The 20,950-nt window shown below is 33.2% G+C and carries 17 protein-coding genes; 9 read left to right on the forward strand and 8 right to left on the reverse strand.

Annotation, left to right across the window (positions count from 1 at the left end; genetic code table 11):
- Nucleotides 1-13 precede the first annotated feature (13 nt).
- Complete coding sequence (locus ATE84_RS06335) at nt 14-319, forward strand: hypothetical protein (protein WP_101446814.1); 306 nt, start codon at nt 14-16, stop codon at nt 317-319.
- Nucleotides 320-382: 63 nt separating this feature from the next.
- Here ATE84_RS06335 and ATE84_RS06340 read toward each other — a convergent pair whose 3' ends face one another.
- Nucleotides 383-583 carry a hypothetical protein gene (locus ATE84_RS06340; RefSeq protein ID WP_101446816.1) on the reverse strand — a complete coding sequence of 67 codons (201 nt, stop codon included), beginning with the start codon at nt 581-583 and terminating at the stop codon, nt 383-385.
- 14 nt (nt 584-597) lie between these two features.
- Nucleotides 598-1,170, reverse strand: a complete 573-nt coding sequence (locus tag ATE84_RS06345) for a MarC family protein (protein WP_101446818.1) — start codon at nt 1,168-1,170, stop codon at nt 598-600.
- Nucleotides 1,171-1,285: 115 nt separating this feature from the next.
- Here ATE84_RS06345 and ATE84_RS06350 point away from each other — a divergent pair, with 115 nt between their 5' ends.
- From ATE84_RS06350 to dgt, 5 genes are all read left to right on the forward strand, one after another.
- Complete coding sequence (locus ATE84_RS06350) at nt 1,286-1,855, forward strand: DUF3109 family protein (protein WP_101446820.1); 570 nt, start codon at nt 1,286-1,288, stop codon at nt 1,853-1,855.
- A gap of 398 nt (nt 1,856-2,253) precedes the next feature.
- Nucleotides 2,254-3,231 carry a ribonucleotide-diphosphate reductase subunit beta gene (locus tag ATE84_RS06355; RefSeq protein WP_024772204.1) on the forward strand — a complete coding sequence of 326 codons (978 nt, stop codon included), beginning with the start codon at nt 2,254-2,256 and terminating at the stop codon, nt 3,229-3,231.
- Nucleotides 3,232-3,584: 353 nt separating this feature from the next.
- Nucleotides 3,585-6,047, forward strand: a complete 2,463-nt coding sequence (locus tag ATE84_RS06360) for a ribonucleoside-diphosphate reductase subunit alpha (RefSeq protein ID WP_101446822.1) — start codon at nt 3,585-3,587, stop codon at nt 6,045-6,047.
- Nucleotides 6,048-6,448: 401 nt separating this feature from the next.
- Nucleotides 6,449-7,405 carry a hypothetical protein gene (locus tag ATE84_RS06365; protein ID WP_101446824.1) on the forward strand — a complete coding sequence of 319 codons (957 nt, stop codon included), beginning with the start codon at nt 6,449-6,451 and terminating at the stop codon, nt 7,403-7,405.
- 76 nt (nt 7,406-7,481) lie between these two features.
- On the forward strand, nt 7,482-8,825 hold the full coding sequence (dgt, locus tag ATE84_RS06370; protein ID WP_101450862.1) for a dGTP triphosphohydrolase: 1,344 nt from the start codon (nt 7,482-7,484) through the stop codon (nt 8,823-8,825).
- A 145-nt stretch (nt 8,826-8,970) separates the two neighbouring features.
- Here dgt and ATE84_RS06375 read toward each other — a convergent pair whose 3' ends face one another.
- Together ATE84_RS06375 and ATE84_RS06380 are read right to left on the reverse strand one after the other, a co-directional pair.
- Nucleotides 8,971-9,378, reverse strand: coding sequence for a lipocalin family protein (locus tag ATE84_RS06375; protein WP_158237193.1), 408 nt, complete (start codon nt 9,376-9,378; stop codon nt 8,971-8,973).
- 106 nt (nt 9,379-9,484) lie between these two features.
- Nucleotides 9,485-11,251 (reverse strand): 1-deoxy-D-xylulose-5-phosphate synthase, encoded by a 1,767-nt coding sequence (locus ATE84_RS06380; protein WP_101446828.1) that lies wholly within the window; start codon nt 11,249-11,251, stop codon nt 9,485-9,487.
- A gap of 98 nt (nt 11,252-11,349) precedes the next feature.
- Here ATE84_RS06380 and ATE84_RS06385 point away from each other — a divergent pair, with 98 nt between their 5' ends.
- Nucleotides 11,350-11,799 carry a nucleoside deaminase gene (locus ATE84_RS06385; RefSeq protein WP_101446830.1) on the forward strand — a complete coding sequence of 150 codons (450 nt, stop codon included), beginning with the start codon at nt 11,350-11,352 and terminating at the stop codon, nt 11,797-11,799.
- Nucleotides 11,800-11,883: 84 nt separating this feature from the next.
- Here the strand turns inward: ATE84_RS06385 and ATE84_RS06390 are convergent, their stop codons facing one another.
- From ATE84_RS06390 to aspS, 4 genes are all read right to left on the reverse strand, one after another.
- Entirely contained in the window at nt 11,884-12,081 is a 198-nt protein-coding gene (locus ATE84_RS06390; protein WP_074409501.1) for a cold-shock protein, read from the reverse strand.
- Between the two features lie 85 nt (nt 12,082-12,166).
- Nucleotides 12,167-12,424, reverse strand: a complete 258-nt coding sequence (locus tag ATE84_RS06395) for a hypothetical protein (protein WP_101446832.1) — start codon at nt 12,422-12,424, stop codon at nt 12,167-12,169.
- A gap of 90 nt (nt 12,425-12,514) precedes the next feature.
- Complete coding sequence (locus tag ATE84_RS06400) at nt 12,515-14,302, reverse strand: chloride channel protein (protein ID WP_101446834.1); 1,788 nt, start codon at nt 14,300-14,302, stop codon at nt 12,515-12,517.
- A 61-nt stretch (nt 14,303-14,363) separates the two neighbouring features.
- Complete coding sequence (aspS, locus tag ATE84_RS06405) at nt 14,364-16,112, reverse strand: aspartate--tRNA ligase (protein ID WP_101446836.1); 1,749 nt, start codon at nt 16,110-16,112, stop codon at nt 14,364-14,366.
- A gap of 407 nt (nt 16,113-16,519) precedes the next feature.
- Between aspS and ATE84_RS06410 the strand changes: the two genes are divergently transcribed.
- Both ATE84_RS06410 and ATE84_RS06415 read left to right on the forward strand, forming a co-directional pair.
- The gene (locus tag ATE84_RS06410) at nt 16,520-19,495 is read left to right on the forward strand and encodes a SusC/RagA family TonB-linked outer membrane protein (RefSeq protein WP_233195755.1); all 2,976 of its coding nucleotides are present in this window, start codon (nt 16,520-16,522) and stop codon (nt 19,493-19,495) included.
- Between the two features lie 16 nt (nt 19,496-19,511).
- Nucleotides 19,512-20,855, forward strand: a complete 1,344-nt coding sequence (locus ATE84_RS06415; protein WP_101446840.1) for a RagB/SusD family nutrient uptake outer membrane protein — start codon at nt 19,512-19,514, stop codon at nt 20,853-20,855.
- Nucleotides 20,856-20,950: the final 95 nt, after the last annotated feature.

Here is a 20,950-nt window from a genome sequence, read left to right on the forward strand (position 1 = left end):
TATACCAATATATATGTCAGAATTTGAGGAATATCTAGTAGCTATTGCAATATGCTCTCCGCTTTTTTTCTTTATTATAGGAGTTGCTTTTAGGTTATTGGATAATAGTGCTTCTATTTTTTTAAAACATGAGATATTAGTTGATACCTCCTATGTTTCTGGTGATATAATAAGAGAACACATACATAGTTCTGAAGATATAAAGCTCAAAAAATCCTTAATGCGAGCATTATTGTTTAGAAAGCTGCATAATTTTTTTATGATCCTAATGGTGATTTCGATACCACCTGTTATTATCGCTTGCTTCTTCGTATTTTAAGTAGTGCTTTTGAGAAAATATACGTTATTTAAAACAATAGCTATAACTAATAAGCTTCAAGAATTAGTTACCTCTTTTCTTCTTTTGAATACTTTTAGAAACCAATAAGATTGACATTAAAAGAATTACACAGGCAGAAGAAAAAATGCCAATAAGAGCCGTTTTGCTATCACCAGTCAATAAACTATCAAAATCTAGATAGGTTATATTGAAAATAATTAAACCTGTCGCAATCGCAATTAATAGGTATATAAAGTATTTCATGTGTTTAATTTTATTTAAAAAAGGCCTTTGATATTTGTAGCAAATAATTTAACAGCAATAGCAAGTAGAATTACCCCAAAAATCTTTCGAATCACATTAATCCCTTGTTTACCTATTATTTTTTCTATTCTTTTCGAAGATTTTAAAACGATATACACAAAAATAATATTAATCAGTATGGCAATTACTATGTTAATTGGATGGTATTCTGCTCGTAGAGAAAGAATAGAGGTCATGGTTCCGGCTCCAGCAATCAACGGGAAAGCTAAAGGGACTACTGCTGCTGTTTCTGGCTCATCATCTTTATATAATTGGATACCTAATATCATTTCTAAGGCTAGAAAGAAAATGATAAAAGCCCCAGCTACAGCAAAAGAATTAACATCGATTCCGATAAGATTTAAAATTTCTTTTCCTACAAAAAGAAAAACGACCATTAATATAGCAGCAACAATCGAAGCTTTTTCACTTTGGATATGCCCCACTTTTTTACGTAAATCGATGATAATAGGGATGCTTCCTATGATATCTATTACAGCAAATAAAATCATACTTGCAGTAAAAATTTCTTTAATGTCAAAGTTCATAGTAAAAATGGTTTCAAAAATTTGAGCAAATATAAATAGACTTTATTTAATAAAGGTATTATAAAAAGGTGAATAAATTGTAAAAAATCTATTGTATAAGATTTATCTTAGCGCCATGTTTCAATTAGGAAAAACCATAGTTTCTGAGGATATTATTGAGAAAGACTTTGTCTGTAATCTTTCTGCATGCAAAGGAGCTTGCTGTATTGATGGCGAGGCAGGAGCGCCCTTAGAAGAGTCAGAGACCCATAAGCTTAAAGAGATATATCCTATCATCAAATCTTATTTGAGAAAAGAAGGTATTGAAGCCATCGAACATTATGGAACTTCTGTCAAAACAGCTAATGGAGAGCTCGAAACACCTTTAATTGATGGCGCAGATTGTGCTTATGTGATTTTTGACGAAAAAGGCACAGCTACGTGTGCTATTGAAGAAGCATATAACCAAGGAGAGATCGACTGGAAAAAACCAGTATCTTGTCACTTGTATCCAATTAGAGTTCAGGAATACACAGAGTTTTCTGCAGTGAATTATCATAAATGGGAAATTTGTGATGATGCCTGTACATTAGGTAAAGAGTTTCAAGTACCGATCTATAAATTCGTTAAAGAAGCCTTAATCCGAAAATTTGGAGAAGACTGGTATATAGAACTTGAAAACGTGGCAGCAAAATTGAAAAAATAACCCCCTTCTTTATGTTTTTTGATGTAAATATGCCCCCTTTTTTATTCTTTTTTTTGTTAAAATAAGAGATTTTTTAGATTACGGGTTTACCGTAAACAGATGTATTTTCCCTTCTTTGTTTTTCTGCTGAAAAACCTCGGTTAGCAAGTGAAAAATAAGAGATTTTTGAAGATGATGTTCACATTATCTGTATTTTCTGAAAAACACTTAATATTTTGATTAACAAAGTGTTATATGTGTTTTTGTGAAAGATCATTTTTGTTGCAAATTCACTTCGTGTTGAAAACTTTGTTGAAAACGTTTGTTAACTTTCCGTAGAACTTTTAACCTATTTTTTGATCTTTGTAAGACCCTTAGGAAATAAGAAATTCTCAAAAAAAACAGCTAAAAAAAAAAGAATGAGCGCCGTAGAACCTATTTTGCAAGAAAACAAAGATCGATTCGTAATTTTTCCTATCCAACACCACGATATTTGGGAATGGTATAAGAAATCCGAAGCTAGTTTTTGGACAGCAGAAGAGATCGATTTGCATCAAGATATTACGGATTGGGCAACCAAACTTACTGAAGATGAGCAATATTTTATTAAACATATTTTAGCGTTTTTTGCAGCATCTGATGGGATCGTAAATGAAAACCTTGCAGAAAATTTTATAAACGAAGTACAGTATAGTGAAGCAAAATTTTTCTACGGTTTCCAGATTATGATGGAAAACATTCATTCGGAAACATACTCTTTACTAATCGATACTTATGTAAAAGATGAGAAAGAAAAGGATATATTATTTAATGCATTAGAGAATTTTCCTGCAATTAAGAAAAAAGCAGATTGGGCATTACAATGGATAGAATCTGATTCTTTTGCAGAACGTTTAATTGCTTTTGCAGCAGTAGAAGGGATATTCTTTTCAGGAGCATTCTGTTCTATATTCTGGTTGAAAAAACGAGGATTAATGCCAGGGCTTACATTTTCTAATGAGCTAATTTCAAGAGATGAAGGAGTACATTGCGATTTTGCAGTTCATCTTCATAACAAACATTTGATAAATAAAGTGCCAAAGGATAGAATTAGAAAAATCCTGATAGACGCATTAGATATAGAAAGAGAATTTATAACAGAATCTCTTCCGGTAAGTTTGATTGGTATGAATTCTAAATTGATGACTCAATATCTAGAATTTGTTACCGATAGATTATTGGTAGAATTAGGATGCGAAAAAGAATATGAGACATCAAATCCATTTGATTTTATGGATATGATCTCTTTACAAGGGAAAACCAACTTCTTTGAGAAAAGGGTTTCAGAATATCAAAAAGCAGGAGTACTTAATAAAGATACAGAAGACAACAAAATAAGTTTTGATGCAGATTTTTAATCGGAAAGAATATTAATTTCTTAAGATTATCATTCCAGCGAGAGTTGGATCCAAATGCTTAAAAATAAAGATATATTCATTCTGAGCTAGTCAAAAAACATTTCTTCTGTTTAATTCAGATTAGCTCAGTTTGATAAAGCTTTATAAAAAGCTACACAAAAAAACAAAAGGGACGAAAGTCATATTATTATTTACCTATAAAATTACTCTGATTTTTGGATGTAGAGATCGCTCTTTAGTATCCAATTTCAAGGAAAAGGAATATAATTTTTGACTTTCAAAATATAAAATTAGTAACGCGAATTATCATCAACTTCTTCATTAAGAGGAAAATTTAAAAACCAAAAAAAAATATGTATGTAGTAAAAAGAGATGGGCGTAAAGAACCAATTATGTTCGACAAGATTACCGCAAGGGTAAGAAAATTATGTTATGGACTTAATCCACTAGTTGATCCTGTAAAGGTAGCAATGAGAGTGATAGAAGGGTTGTATGATGGAGTAACGACTAGTGAGTTGGATAATTTGGCTGCAGAAATAGCAGCAACAATGACTATAACACACCCTGATTATGCGAAGCTTGCAGCTCGTATCTCTGTTTCTAATCTACATAAAAATACAAAGAAAACTTTTTCTGAAGTCATTACAGACTTATATGAGTATGTAAATCCAAGAAACGGTAAAAAAGGACCACTGATAGCCGATGATGTATATGAGGTAATTATGGCTAATAAGGAAAAGCTGGATTCTACTATTATATATAATAGAGATTTTGGCTATGACTATTTTGGTTTTAAAACATTAGAACGTTCTTATCTGTTAAAAATCAATGGCACAATTGCTGAACGTCCTCAGCATATGCTTATGAGAGTTTCTATCGGTATCCATCTTAATGATCTTGATGCTGCTATAGAGACTTATGAATTGATGTCTAAAAAATACTTTACACACGCTACACCAACATTGTTTAATTCGGGAACACCAAAACCGCAAATGTCATCTTGTTTCCTTCTGGCGATGAAAGATGATAGTATTGATGGTATTTATGATACACTTAAACAAACAGCAAAAATTTCTCAGTCTGCTGGAGGAATAGGATTATCTATACATAATGTACGTGCTACAGGTTCTTATATTGCTGGTACTAATGGAACATCTAACGGGATTGTACCTATGCTACAAGTATATAATGATACAGCTCGTTATGTAGATCAGGGTGGAGGAAAGCGTAAAGGGTCTTTTGCAATATATGTAGAACCCTGGCATGCTGATATTTTTGATTTTTTGGATCTGAAAAAGAATCATGGTAAAGAAGAAATGCGTGCGCGAGATTTATTCTATGCAATGTGGGTGCCGGATTTATTTATGAAACGTGTACAAGAAGATGCAGAATGGACATTAATGTGTCCTAATGAGTGTCCTGGTTTATTTGACATACATAGTGATGAGTTTGAAGAAGCTTACCTTCGTTTTGAATCAGAAGGAAAAGGACGAAGAACAATCAAAGCACGTGAACTTTGGGAAAAAATATTAGAATCTCAGATCGAAACGGGTACACCTTATATGTTGTATAAAGATGCTGCAAATCGTAAATCTAATCAACAAAATCTGGGAACCATACGATCCTCTAATTTATGTACAGAGATATTAGAATATACCAGTCCAGATGAAGTAGCCGTATGTAACTTGGCATCTATTGCGTTGCCAATGTTTGTGAAAAATGGGCAGTTTGATCATAAAGAACTCTTTAGAATTACAAAACGGGTGACTAAGAACCTGAACAGAGTAATTGATCGTAATTACTATCCGGTAAAAGAAGCAGAAAATTCTAATATGCGTCATCGTCCAATTGGATTAGGAGTGCAAGGATTGGCTGATGCATTTATCCAATTACGTTTGCCATTTACCAGTGATGAGGCTAAGAAATTAAACCAAGAGATTTTTGAAACTCTATATTTTGCTGCAGTAACAGCATCTATGGAAGAGGCAAAAGCTGATGGGGCATATCAAACTTATGAAGGCTCTCCAATATCTAAAGGAGATTTTCAATACAACCTATGGGGAATAAAAGATGAAGAATTAAGTGGTCGTTGGGACTGGGCAAAACTTCGTAAGCAAGTGCTTAAAAACGGAGTGCGTAACTCATTATTAGTTGCACCAATGCCTACAGCATCTACTTCTCAGATTTTAGGAAACAATGAAGCATTCGAACCGTACACAAGTAACATTTATACCAGACGTGTACTCTCTGGAGAGTTTATCGTAGTAAATAAACACTTATTAGAAGATTTAGTGAAATTAGGATTATGGAATGATAACCTTAAGGATGCTATTATGCGTGCAAATGGTTCAGTACAAAATATAGATATCATTCCGCAAGATTTAAAAGAACTGTACAAAACTGTTTGGGAAATGAGTATGAAAGATATTATCGATATGTCTCGTCATAGAGGGTATTTTATCGATCAGTCTCAATCTCTAAACTTGTTCTTAGAAGGTGCTACTATGGCCAAATTAACTTCAATGCATTTTTATGCATGGAAGAGTGGATTAAAAACGGGTATGTATTACCTGAGAACGAAATCTGCGGTAGATGCAATTAAGTTTACGCTTAAAAAGGAAACTAAAGAAGAGCCTAAACCAGAGCAAGTAGCCGTAGCTGCTGCACAAGTAATGGAAGCGCAAGCGACCAAAGAAGAACCAAAACAAGAAGCTGTTGCACCAGAAGGAACAGCTCTTACTCCAGAAGAACTTCGTGCAATCATTGCACAATCTAAAGAAGGCGAAGGAGACGATTGTTTAATGTGTGGGTCTTAGACCTAGATTTATATAGGGCAAAAGGGAAGTTTTCTTAGGATGCTTCCCTTTTATATGAAGCACTAATTTTAAATTTAAGAGTTTTGTGGCTTAAAAGCCAAAGAATTATTTTTGAACAGATTAAAATATTTATGCTGAGGTAAAGAAAATTTATAAAAAGAAAAAGGGACGAATGAACATCCCTAATTTGTAATTCTTAATAAAATTTAAAGTCGTCGAAAACCAGATTTTAATTAAGAAATGAAGAGAATGAGATAACCTCATCTCCGTATTTTGTTCTTCAAATGTACAGGATTAGACTCTTCTATACAAATTAAATTGTTCTATTTTTAATAAATAGTTTTTCAAAAGACTGATTATAAGTTAGTTATAAAAACTATAAACAATTAAATTAGAATATTATGAATATTATTAATATTTACAGATTGAGCTTAGAAAACAAGAAAAAAGAAGCTCAAATTTTAAGCCATTTCAATGGTGAAACCGATTTTTTGAACACTTTAGAAGAGTTTTGTAATCATACTTTTCGTGAAATACATTATTATACAGATAATAAGGGAAGACAAAGATCATTCAGTTTAGCTAGTCCGGCTGTAAAGGATTTAAATCAAAGATCTATTGTCGGAATTTTTGAACCGGGTTATACAGGCGATAAATTTAAAGTTAAAGATGGCATGACCAATTCTTTAAAGTATAGTGCTTCAAGAAGAGATCTTCAAAGTAGAGAATTATTTACTATGATCTATATTCCTAAAAACACTGAATATGCATATTTATGTATTGAAAAGAAGGAAAATTTTTCTATTAAAACAGTTATTGAAAACACGTTAAATAAGTTTTTAAAAGAATCTGGATATTTAGATTATAAATTGAAGATTGAAAATTCGCCAAATTATAATTATTTAAGAAGGATGATAATAGAAGGGGAGCTAAAAGAGATGAATTTGATAAGAGAAAAACCATTAACTTTTGATGAAAAACCATATTCTAGTGCTCTTGATAAAGCTCGAGTAAATAGAAATGAACAAGTTTATAAGTTTAATAAAGAATCTAATACAACTATACTGAAGAATGAATTGTTTAAGGTATTTAGGGAGAAATATTCAGAATTTCAAAAAATAAACTTTTTAGGTAGCCTAGAAGAATTTGATGAAATATCTTTTATACTTTCTTTAGATAAAATTACTAAAACATTTTATGTAAAGGATAAATCTAAAATAAGATCTAATATGGATATTACTAATTTGGTTGATATTGTAGAAGGCGAAGTTGTTTTAGACTCTTTGATTAAAGCATGTTTTATGTGTATTGGTAATATAGAAAACTCATCTTTTGATGATATCGAAGATGTTGCTTAAAAGTAGTATTTAGAATGTAATAAGGGGAGCAATTTTGCTTCCCTTTTTTGTATATTCGAATTTTCTTAGAAATATGATGAATTGGGAACAACTCCTGTCCTTAAAACGACAAGGAGATAGAAATAAAAGATTACGTAAAGAGCAAGACGAAACTCGATTAGGTTTTGAAGTCGATTATGATCGTATTATCTTCTCTTCGGCCTTTAGAAGTTTACAGGATAAAACACAGGTTATCCCGTTATCCAAAACGAGCTTTGTACATACACGATTAACACATAGCCTCGAAGTATCTGTAGTAGGACGTTCTTTGGGTAGAGTAGTGGGTAAGAAGATTTTAGAAAAACATCCACATCTTGCCGCTGTTCATGGATATCAGTTTAATGATTTTGGCGCTATCGTTGCGGCTGCCGCATTAGCACATGATATTGGTAATCCACCCTTTGGGCATTCTGGAGAGAAGGCTATAGGAGAATACTTCAAAACAGGAAGCGGTAACCGATATAAAGATTTACTTACTCCGAAGCAGTATCAGGACCTGATAGATTTTGAGGGAAATGCTAATGGATTTAAAATTCTTACAGAGTCTCGTGAAGGGATAGAAGGAGGTCTTAGGTTATCCTATGCGACACTAGGAGCATTTATGAAATATCCTAAAGAGTCGCTACCTAAAAAACCAACGACACATATTGCTCATAAAAAATTTGGGTACTTTCAGAACGATACTTCTTTTTTTAAAGAGGTAGCAGAAGAAGTGGGGTTGTTGCAATACCAGATAGGCGATGAGGTTACCTATAGTCGTCACCCACTAACTTTTTTGGTAGAAGCAGCAGATGATATTTGTTATACTATTATTGATTTTGAAGATGGTATTAATCTGGGGTTAATAGAAGAAGAATATGCTTTAGAATACTTGATTAAATTGGTGAAGGATACTATCAATACTTCAAAATATAATAAACTTATTACCACGGCAGATCGATTAAGTTATCTTAGGGCGCTAGCGATTAATACTTTAATAGGAGAAGCAGCAAGTATTTTTGTCGAGCATGAAGAAGCCATATTATCAGGAACTTTTGATATGGCATTAATAGACAAAAGTAAATACGAAGCTCAAATCGATGACATTATAAAAATAAGTGTTGCTAAGATATATCAAAGCCAGGAAGTCACCGAAAAAGAAATTGCAGGATATGAGATTCTAGCTACACTTTTGGATCGCTATTGCGTGGCGACAGATAACTTTAACAAGGGAGAGAGTTCTAACTATGATAAGCTTATTTTGAGAGCCGAAGGTATTAATTTTGATTATACAAATGCAGATCTCTATACTCGTCTTATCGGGATAAGTAACTATGTAGCGAGTCTAACGGATGGTAATGCATTACTGAAATTTCAGAAAATTAAAGGGCTACAGATATAAAAAAACCTATCTGTTTTTAATGTAGATAGGTTTTGTAAAGAGTATCAATAAAAAATAGCTTTTTATTTCTTTTTATAAATATAGGTTAGCAAAACTCGTTTGTGATTATAAGCCTTCGAAGTAGTTGTTTTTTTAGATTTAAAATCTATACTTTTTTATAGGTAAATGTTGAAATATCTCCTTCTTCTTCATATTTGAGTTTTAACATAGTTTCATTTAGTTCAAGAATAGTAGCATCTTCGGTAGTTTTATCATATTTTGCAGTTAAAATATTCTTAGAAATAGACCAGGTTTCCTTGCTTTCATATGGAATACAGCTTTCTGCAGTTTCTCCTCCATGTTCAATATATATAGCAGTTTTGTCAGATTTAAATTCATAGGAATCCATTAAATCACAAACATTAAGTGTTTCTGAACCTTGACTATCTGTTATTTCTGTAAGTTGCCATTTCCCGATAATTAATTCTTGATTTGTTGGAGTTGCGTCATCATCTTTAGAGCAAGAAATAAAAGTTGTTACAATAAGTAGGGTAATTAGACTTAGTTTTTTCATAGTTGTAAAAAATATTAATGTAATTGATTTAGATTTTATTCTAAGGTATATGTCATGACAAGAATAATTGTTACCATGCATATTGTCAAATTTTATAAATAAATACTTAGAGGTATGTATTGATTGTATTAAAGATTTTTTTAGGAGAAATCCCACAAATGTCATGTAATTGATCTACAGTACCATGATGAATAAATTGATCAGGAATACCTAGGGTAATGATAGTATTTTTAAAACCATACTGATTGGCAAAATCGAGTATTGAACTCCCAAAACCACCTTTGATGACTCCATCCTCTACAGTGATAATTGTTGAGTATTGTTGCAATATTTGTTTCAGTAGATCAATATCTAAAGGTTTTATAAAGCAAAAATGATAGTGGCTAATTGTTTCTTCTATAGTTGCTATAGCTTCGGTTACATTATGTGCAATAGTACCCGTAGAGATCACTGCGATTTTAGAACCTTTTTTTAGGCTAGTTGCTTTACCAATTTCTAGTTTTTGCATGGGAATTTCCCAGTCAACAATATGTCCTCTTCCTCTGGGATAGCGTATTGCTATGGGGTGGTCTAACCCCAATGAAGCAGTATAAAGTAGATGTCTTAGCTCAATTTCATTGATTGGAGCTGCAACAATCATATTAGGGACGCATGTAAGATAGGCAATATCAAAAACACCATGGTGTGTTGCGCCATCTGCACCAACAATACCTGCGCGATCAATGCAAAAAATTACAGGCAAATTTTGTAAGGCTACATCGTGGATTACCTGATCATAAGCGCGCTGTAAAAAAGTAGAGTAGATAGTGCAGAAAGGAATCATTCCTTGTGTTGCCATTCCGGCAGCAAGGGTGACCGCATGTTGCTCAGCAATACCTACATCAAAAGCCCGATCTGGTATTTCTTCCATCATATATTTTAGAGAACTCCCGGTAGGCATTGCAGGTGTAATACCTACAATCTTTTTGTTTTCTCTTGCCAGTTCAAGAATAGTAAACCCAAAAACATCCTGAAACTTAGGTGGTAATCCTGTATTATCTTTTGAAATTAGATCTCCGGTAGAAGCATCAAATTTACCCGGTGCATGGTACTTTACCTGATTTTCTTCAGCTTGTTTTAAACCTTTTCCTTTAGTAGTAATAATATGTAAAAGTTTTGGGCCTTTTGTTGTTTTTAGTTTTTCCAAAGTTTTGAGAAGCATAGGTAAGTCATGCCCATCGACAGGACCAAAATAATTAAAGTTCAATGCTTCGATAATATTATTTTTTCTTGGTCTAACTCCAATCTTAGCTTTAGTAAGGTATTCTTTCAAAGCACCTACACTAGGGTCGATACCGATAGCATTATCATTAAGAATAACTAACATGTTGGTGTCGGTTACTCCGGCATGATTAAGCCCTTCAAAAGCCATTCCGCTAGCAATAGAAGCATCACCAATTACTGCTACATGCTGTTTTGTGATATCTCCTTTTAGTTTAGAAGCAATTGCCATACCTAATACAGCCGAAATAGAAGTAGAAGAATGCCCAACTCCAAAAGTATCATAGTCACTCTCATTACGCTTAGGAAACCCACTTATACCACCCAATTGCCTATTGGTGTGAAATGTATCTTTTCTTCCGGTAAGGATTTTATGTGGATATGCCTGATGTCCCACATCCCAAACAAGGAGATCATTAGGGGTGTCAAAAATATAATGAAGCGCAATAGTAAGTTCTATAACTCCTAAACTTGCTCCGAGATGCCCCTCTTTAGCAGCAACAATATTGATCACAAAATCCCGAAGTTCTCTTGCCAGTTTAGGTAACTGATCAGGAGATAATTTTCTTAAATCAGATGGGTATTTGATATTGGATAGAAATGATTGTTGCATAGCACAAAAGTACTATTTTGTAATGGTTCTTTATATACTTTTTATTTCATTCAGAATGCAAATATTTTTATTTAGCTTTACCTAAAATTTAATAGTATATGTTAGACCCATTGGATGATTCTTACTATATGAAGAAAGCCCTTCAGGAAGCAGAATTGGCATATGAAAAAAATGAAGTTCCGATAGGAGCAGTTATTGTGGTAGGTGACCGAATTATAGCCAGAGCTCATAACCTTACAGAATTATTAAATGACGTTACAGCTCATGCTGAAATGCAGGCAATAACAGCGGCAGCAAATTTTTTAGGAGGAAAATACCTTAAAGAATGTACATTATATGTAACTCTCGAACCTTGTCAGATGTGTGCCGGAGCGTTATATTGGAGTCAGATCAAAAAAGTAGTATATGGTGCAGTTGATGAACGAAGGGGATGCGCTGCAATGGGAACAAAACTTCACCCAAAAACTGAAATTATAGGTGGTGTTTTGGAAGAAGAATGTGGAGAACTACTTACCCGTTTTTTTATTGAAAAACGAAATCTTAACTGAAGATTACTTTTTGTACCAAGAGGTAATAAAAAACAAAAAAAACACTACGATCGGTAGTGCTTTTGAAACTTAAGAGTATGCGTTTTATCCATGAATTATACGCACATTCGCTGCAGTAAGTCCTTTTCTTCCTTCTTCTTCATTATACTCCACTTTGTCACCTTCATTTAATGCCTCGCCATCAATTCCTGAAGCGTGGACAAAAATGTCTTTTCCTGTTTCGTCGTTGGTAATAAATCCGTAACCTTTTGATTCGTTAAAAAATTTTACTGTTCCTTCCATTGTGATAAGATAATAAGTATTTAAATAATAAAGGTAGTTTTAAATTTTTTATGAATTGTTATCAAAGTATGAATATTTTAAAAATTTATTGGGTATTATTTCCCTTATTCTTGTCATAATCTCTCATTTTCTTTAGGTTTTCTTCGGTAAGCATATAGTCTTTAACTTTTTTATTTTTCCATCTATGATAGATGAAAATGGGCATTAGAATAAAGGAAGATGCTAATATTCCAATCCCAACTAATTTATCTCCGGTACCATGATCTCCCGAATTTTTGAAGTAATATCCGACACAAATCAGGATGACAATAGCTATAAAAAGTATTCTAATAATATATTTCATGCGTTTAAATATTGTAAAAATAAATTCATTAAAAAATTGAGATCCTCAGCAATAGCAGTCATATAATATATTGACGATAGATTGAGGGGGTTATCGTGTAAAATTAATCAACTTTCTACGATATGCAGTAAGAAGTTTTGATTTTGAAATAAAACCAAAATACTTACCGTTTTTAATCACGGGTAGATTCCAGGCTCCGGTATCCTGAAATTTTTTCATTACCGTTTTGGCATTGTCATGCTCATAGATTATAGTAACCGAGGTTTGAGTCATCAAGGTGTCTACAGTTATTTTGTGATATAAAGTAATATCAAACATAATATCTCTAATGTCATCTAATGAAACCATTCCTATGAGATGATTAGATTCATCAGTAACGGGAAATAGGTTTCTATTTGATTTTGCCACAGCTTCACTTAAAAGTTGTTTTAAGGTATATTTTGGTTTTACAGGGATGAAATTAGTTTCTATACAGTCTTCAAGATTCATTAGGGTTAACACGGTTTGATCCTTATCATGAGTCAATAAATGACCTTGTTTTGCGAGTTCTCGTGTATAGATATTATGTTCTATTTTATTTTTTGAAATTATAAATGATATTGAAGTAGTAATCATTAACGGAACAAATAATTCATAACTAGAAGTGATTTCTGCAATGAGAAATATTGAGGTTAGCGGGGCATGTAACACTCCGGCAATAAGCCCAGCCATTCCTAATAATGTAAAATTGGCTTCAGAAACATGAAAACCTATTCCAGAATTATTAATTACTTTAGATACTACATTACCTAATGCGCTACCCATGACCATTGTTGGAATGAATATTCCTCCAGAGCCTCCTGCGGCAAAAGTAGCGGTCATAGCAACCGCTTTAAATATAGTAATACCGGTTAATAAAGCAATGACGATCCATATATTACTCGTCATAGTATCAAATGGAGTTTTACCAATAGCAGTTAGATGATCACCATGTAATAATCCATTTATAAAACCAAGGCCTTCACCATAGAGAGGGGGAATAAAATATAGCATGATCCCGATAGCAAGTCCGCCAATTAATAACCTATGAATCTTTTTAGAAAACCGATCAAAAAAATGTAGTATTCCAAAATACATCTTAGTAAAATATATAGAAGCAAAAGCTGTACCTACTCCTAAAATAACGTAAAATGGAGTATCATAGATATCAAATTTTTCTAGAACATTAAATCTAAATAAAACTTCATCACCCAAAAAAAAATAAGATGTAATTATCGACGATACCGAAGCAAAAAGTAATGGTAACAAGGAAGTTAATGTAAGGTCTAAACTAAATACTTCAACTGCAAAAACCAACCCAGCTAAAGGAGATTTAAAACCAGCAGAAATAGCTCCGGCAGAGGCACAACCGATAAGTAATACTCGTGTTTTTCGATTAACATGAAATAAGGTGCTAAAGCTAGAACTTAATGCTGATCCAGAACTAATTGCTGGACCCAAAAGCCCCACCGAACCACCAAAACCTACTGTGATCGGAGCAAGAATAAGTGGTAAATATCCATGAATAGGTCTGATGACTCCATTTTTTTTTGAAAGCGAATGTAAAATAAGCGGGATTGCTGATTTTATGTCTCTTTTAAATACATATTTTGTGAATATATAAACGATTAATAAGCCTATTATAGGAATGATAAAATAAAAAGAAGCTTGCCAGGAGATAATATCACTTTCTAAAACGACCTGGATTAAATGAGTAATATTTTTTAATAATAAAGAAACAAGTCCAGCTGTAAACCCAACAAGAATGCTTAAGATAAGAATAAAAGTCTTATCAGAAATATGACGATACCTCCATTTAAGTATCTTATAAAGTAGTGTCTTTTTCTTTTGGGGAGACATATGTACTTGACTTAAATCGTTTTAAAGGTAATAAAAATCCCGCTCGTGGCGGGATTTTATATTATAAATCAAGTTTTATATTTAATTCTTTGAGCTGTTCGCTATCAATGTCAGATGGTGCATCAATCATAACATCTCGTCCACTATTATTTTTTGGAAAAGCTATAAAATCCCGAATTGTTTCCTGACCGCTAAGAATAGCGACTAATCTATCAAATCCAAAAGCAATACCACCATGAGGAGGAGCTCCGTACTGGAAAGCATCCATTAAAAATCCAAACTGTGCTTTTGCTTCTTCTGGGGTGAATCCCAAATGATCAAACATTAATGCCTGTGTCTCTTTATCATGAATACGGATAGAACCTCCACCAATTTCATTTCCGTTTAAAACAAGATCATATGCATTTGCACGAACATCTCCAGGTTTGGTATCTAATAAAGCAATATCTTCTGGTTTTGGAGAAGTAAAAGGATGATGCATAGCGTGATAACGTTCTGTTTCTTCATCCCATTCTAATAATGGAAAATCTATTACCCATAGAGGAGCAAATTCCTCAGGATTTCTTAATCCTAATCGTTCTGCAAGTTCCATTCGAAGAGCACTTAATTGGGCTCTTACTTTATTTGTTTGACCAGAAAGTACACAGATTAAATCTCCAGTTTTTGCTCCTGTTTTCTCTGCCCATTTGGCCAGATCATCTTGATCGTAAAATTTATCTACAGAAGATTTGTATGTTCCATCTTCATTGCATTTTACATATACCATTCCTAGTGCTCCAACTTGAGGACGTTTTACCCAATCTATAAGCTTGTCAATCTCTTTTCTGGTATATGAAGCTCCGCCAGGAACAGCGATCCCAACAACTAATTCTGCAGTATTAAATACATTAAACTCTTTGTGTTGAGCAATATCGTTAAGTTCACCAAACTTCATCCCAAACCTGATATCAGGTTTGTCATTACCATAAGTCCGCATGGCTTCATCGTAGGTCATTCTAGGGAAATCACCAATGTTTACTCCTTTTATTTCTGATAGTAGATATCGGGTAAGCCCTTCGAATGTGTTTAAAATATCTTCTTGTTCGACAAAGGCCATTTCACAATCTATCTGTGTGAATTCTGGCTGTCTATCGGCTCTTAAATCTTCATCTCTAAAACATTTTACAATCTGAAAATATTTATCCATTCCACCAACCATAAGTAGTTGCTTAAAAGTCTGTGGAGATTGCGGTAATGCATAGAATTGCCCTTCATTCATTCTGGATGGCACAATAAAATCACGAGCTCCTTCGGGTGTAGACTTGATTAAATACGGAGTTTCAACTTCGATAAACCCTTCATTAGAAAGATAATTTCTTACTTGCATTCCCACTTGATGACGAAATATCAGACTGTTTTTTACTGGATTACGGCGAATATCGAGATAACGATATTTCATGCGTATATCTTCACCATCATCTGTTTGATCTTCAATAATAATAGGAGGGACAATTGATTCATTAAGAATGGTTAATTCATTCACCAGAATTTCAATTTCTCCTGTAGGGATATTTTGATTTTTAGATTCCCGCTCAATTACTATTCCTTTTACCTGAATTACATATTCTCTTCCTAAGGTTTTAGCCTTTTTGACAACAAGCGCAGGAGTACGTTCTTCATCAAATATCAATTGAGTGATACCATAGCGATCTCTAAGATCAATCCATATCATAAATCCTTTATCACGAGTCTTTTGCACCCATCCTGATAAGGTGACTTCTTTTTTGATATCCGAGGCGCGTAGTTCACCGCATGAATGACTTCTATACATATGTTATATATTAAGGCTGCAAAAATAAGAAGTTTTATGGATTAGTTGATGATTGATGGTTGATAGTTTTTGTGAGATATAATTAAGAAAGGTTGTTTTTATAGTTCTTAAAAGTATGGTCTATGTTTATACGTGATTATAGTAGTAGTAGATGACTGTCATATCCTGTCAAAACAAATGCCCAAGGAGGCATAAACTTCAATAAATTTATGTTTACTAAATATTAGGTAAAAAAGTAAATGGAATCATGAGATTAAGAGTTGAGTGATTTGTAAAAATCAAAATTTTTACGTTTTTAGTGCAGAATTAATAGTGTTTTACCAGATTTTATACGAACAATTGTTAGTTTTAACATTGTTTTATCAAAATCTTTTAATAGATTTAACCAAACATTTAAACAGATCATTATGAAAAAACACAATCATTTTTGCAAAATGAAGATTTTGCTATTACTAATTTTTGTTCCGACTTTGTTGTTGGCTCAGGAGACCATTACTGGAAAAGTAGTCGTTGAAGGGACTGGCGAAGGAGCTCCTTTTATGAATATTGTTGAGGAAGGAACAAATAATGGTACCTCTAGTGACATTGATGGTAATTTTAGTATTACCGTGAATAGTTTACCCGTCAATCTAAAAGTATTTGCACTAGGATTTGCAGAAAAAACAGTATCTGTAGCAACTGCGGGTAATATTACGATTCAAGTAGCTGAATCTACAGAATCATTAGAAGAAGTGGTAGTAACGGGGTTAGCTACTTCGGTAAAAAGAAGTAATGCAGCAAATGCAGTAGCATCGATTTCAGCGCAGGAATTAGTAGGGTCAACACCTCCACCAACATTGGATGGTGCGTTGTACGGAAAATTTGCGGGAGCTATAGTAAGTGCAAATTCGGGTGCTCCAGGAGGAGGACTGTCAGTAAAACTTAGAGGGATTACTTCAATTGCAGGAAATTCTCAACCTCTATATATTGTAGATGGAGTATATATTGATAATTCGTCTATTGCAGCGGGATTAAATACCGTATCGGGTGCGGCTGCAGGAGGAAGTACTTCAAATCAAGATAACCCTACTAATCGTATTGCTGATATAAATCCCGATGATATTGCTAATATAGAAATATTAAAAGGAGCTTCGGCTGCAGCCATATATGGATCAAGGGCCTCTGCTGGAGTAGTAATAATTACTACTAAAAGAGGTAAAGCAGGAAAAACAAATATTAATATTACTCAATCCAATGGTTTTACACAGGCAATCAGATTGCTAGGAACGCGTGACTATACGGAGGAGCGTATTACTGCTTCTAGTAGTTTTAATAATGATGATTTACAAAATTTTATTGCAGCTAGAAATGCTGGACGTTTAGTGGATTATGAAGAAGAACTTTTTGGTGAAGAAGGATTTATTTCAAAAACAAACCTTAATGTAAGTGGTGGTGGAGAGAAAACAACATTTTACGCAGGAATCTCACACCAAAATGAAGATGGAATAGTTAAGAGAACTGGGTATGAAAAAACATCACTTCGATTAAATATTGATCATAAAATTACAAATAATATTAAGCTTAGTATAAGTAATAATTATATCCAGTCGTCTTCTGATAGAGGGTTTTTTAATAATGATAATACGGGTACTACCATTGGAGTTGCTTTAACATCAACAACACCTTGGTTAAATTTATTCCCAGATGCTAATGGAGTTTATCCTGATAACCCTTCTGGGGCTTCAAATATTCTTCAAACTAGAGATCTAATCACAAATAATGAAAAAAATAAAAGATTCATTTCAGGTGCTAACTTAGATATTAATATCTATAAAGCTGATCATTCCAATTTGAAAGCTGTTTTAAGAGCAGGTATAGATGCATACACTTTTGAAACTTTGGCGATATTTCCAAAGACATTACAATTCGAAAACCCGGATAATGGTGGTGTAGGAGGTGTTTCTGCTCAAGGAACCACAAGAAATACGAATAATAACTATTCTGGATTTTTAGTACATAATTATTTTACTGATAGTAATCTTAATTTCAGGACTCAAGTAGGTTTAACAAGAGAGCTTTTTGATCAAAATTCAATATTAACTACAGCGACTGGTTTAGTATCAGGTCAAACAAATTTAAATTTGTCAGCAGCTAGAAATGTGGTTCAAAATAGACTAAAACAAGAGGATTTTGGATTTTTTGTACAGGAAGAGATTAATTTTCAAGATAAGATCATAGCAACTTTTGGAGTTAGAGGAGATAAATCATCTAATAATACAGAAGTAAATAAGTTTTTTTATTATCCAAAAGCTTCATTAGCGGTTAACATACCTAAATTTGGTTTTTGGAGTTTAGATCAGGTTAATGAACTTAAGTTAAGAATTGCTTATGGTGAAGCCGGAAACTTTCCATTTTTTGGCGGAAATACAACTATTTTCACAAATACTGCAATTGCTGGTTTAAGTGGAATCACACTAAACGGTCAATTAGGAAATACTGATATTGAGCCAGAAAGACAAAAAGAATTAGAATTTGGATTTGATTTAGGGTTACTAGATAATAGAGTAGGATTACAATTTACTTATTATCAAAAAAAGGTTGATGACTTGATAATTTCATCTGCAATAGAACCATCAACAGGTTTTATTAATCAGGTAGTTAATGCAGGTAATTTAGAAAACAAAGGTTTTGAAGTAAGTTTAAATGCCGTTCCTGTTAGTAATGATAATTTTGAGTGGTCTACTTTTGTTACATTCTTTAAAAATACATCAGAAATAACAAAATTAAACATCCCAGCTTTTAATACAGGAGCTTTTGGAGCTACCTTGGGAACATTTAGAATAGAAGAGGGTAAAAGCGCAACACAAATCGTAGGGATTACACCTAATGGGTTAGCAGTTTTAGGAGATGCTGAACCTGATTTTCAGATGTCTTTTCAGAATAGTTTAAAATATAAAAACTTTGATTTGTCATTTTTATGGCAATGGAAAAAAGGTGGTGATAATGTAAACCTAACAGCTCTATTAACCGATTTAAATGGTACTAGTGCTGATTATGATGATATTGATTTAGACCCAGCTGGTGTTTTAGGTAATGGAGATTACAGACAAAGTCAATTAGGAGTTTCTGCAAGACCTTTTGTTGAAGACGCTTCTTATTTACGTTTAAGAGAACTAGGGTTGTATTATAATGTTCCTAGTAAAACATTACAAAACTGGTTTGGAAAAATTATTGAATCTGCAAAAATCGGATTCTCTGGAACCAATATAGTTAACATATTTGATTATAATAGTTATGACCCTGAAGTTTCGAATTTTGGATCTAATGGTATATCAACAGGGGTAGAGGTTACTCCATTTCCATCGTCAAAAAGATATTTGTTTCACTTATCTGTGAGTTTATAAAAAGAAAGAAATGATTATGAAAAATATATATAAAATAGTAGGTGTTGCGGTTCTTGGCTTTATGACGCTTACTTCATGTGATATTGATGAGGTAGGAGATTTAAATGGACCTACACTAGAAAATATAATAGATAACAGTACCAAAGGAGATATACAGGATTTGGTTGGAGGTATACTATCCGATATGAGAGTCAGATTAGGAACTTACTATGATGATGTAGGTGTTATCGGTCGAGAATATTATCGCTTTTCAAGTTCTGATCCTAGATTTACATCGGATTTATTAGGGAAAGATAAAGCTGTATTAGATAATAATACGTTTTATACAACAGGTCCATGGGGTGCTCGCTATGGTACAGCAAAAGGAGCTAGTATTCTAGTACAAGCTATTGAAAATACTTCTCCTGCATATAGCGAACAAGAGAAAAATGGACTAAGAGGAATAGGAAAAACAATTCAGGCTTATGAATTACTTCTTAATTTGAATTTGACATATCAAGGAGGAATAAGAGCTGATATCAGCAATCCAGAAAGTTTAGGTCCATTTATAGGATTTACACAATCTTTGGATGCAATAGAGGCATTATTGGTTTCGGGTGCTACAGATTTGAGTAATGCAGGAAGTGAATTTGCAGTTAATTTATCGTCTGGTTTTACAGGATTTAATACTCCGGCTACTTTTCTTCAATTTAATAAGGCAATCTCAGCCAGAGTAGCTGCGTATCAAGGAGACTTATCTGCTTTGTCAGGATATTTGACAGATTCTTTTCTTAGTCTGACCAATTCTTCTGATGATTTAGCTAAAGGAGTATATTATGTGTTTTCTGCCGATGGTGGTGATCTAAGAAATCCAATGTTTTTTGCTTTAAATGCTTCTACAGCAGGAGTTAGAGTAGCACATCCTGATTATATTACTGATATTGGTGCTACAGATAGTAGACGTTCTAAAGTGGCTCAAAGAAGTTCATCTATTACTTCTGATGGCCTTTCGGGAGATTATGACTTTAGGTTATATACTACAGATGTAGATCCTATTCCACTAATTAGAAATGAAGAATTAATTCTTTTATATGCTGAAGCGAATCACATAAGTAATCCAACAAATGCTGTTACAGCAATTGATTTAATAAGAAACGCTGCAGGAATTGGAGCTTATGTAGGTGGTACTAGTCCAGCTGAATTGCTTAACGAAATTCTAACACAACGTAGATTTTCATTATATGGAGAAGGTCATAGATGGATTGATATGAGACGTTTTGATAGATTAGGAGATTTGCCTATCGATAGAGTAGGTGGTGGTGATGTTGAACCAGATGATGTTTGGGTTCAGTTCCCTATACCAGCAACAGAGAATCAATAGATTACTATTTTAAATAGAGTAAACGCCGCAATTTTTTGCGGCGTTTTTTTTATAAGATTAAATTTCTCACTGATCTAGAAAATAGTCATTCAGTT

This window comes from Aquimarina sp. MAR_2010_214, from assembly GCF_002846555.1.
In the GTDB taxonomy this organism is placed as follows: Bacteria; Bacteroidota; Bacteroidia; order Flavobacteriales; family Flavobacteriaceae; genus Aquimarina.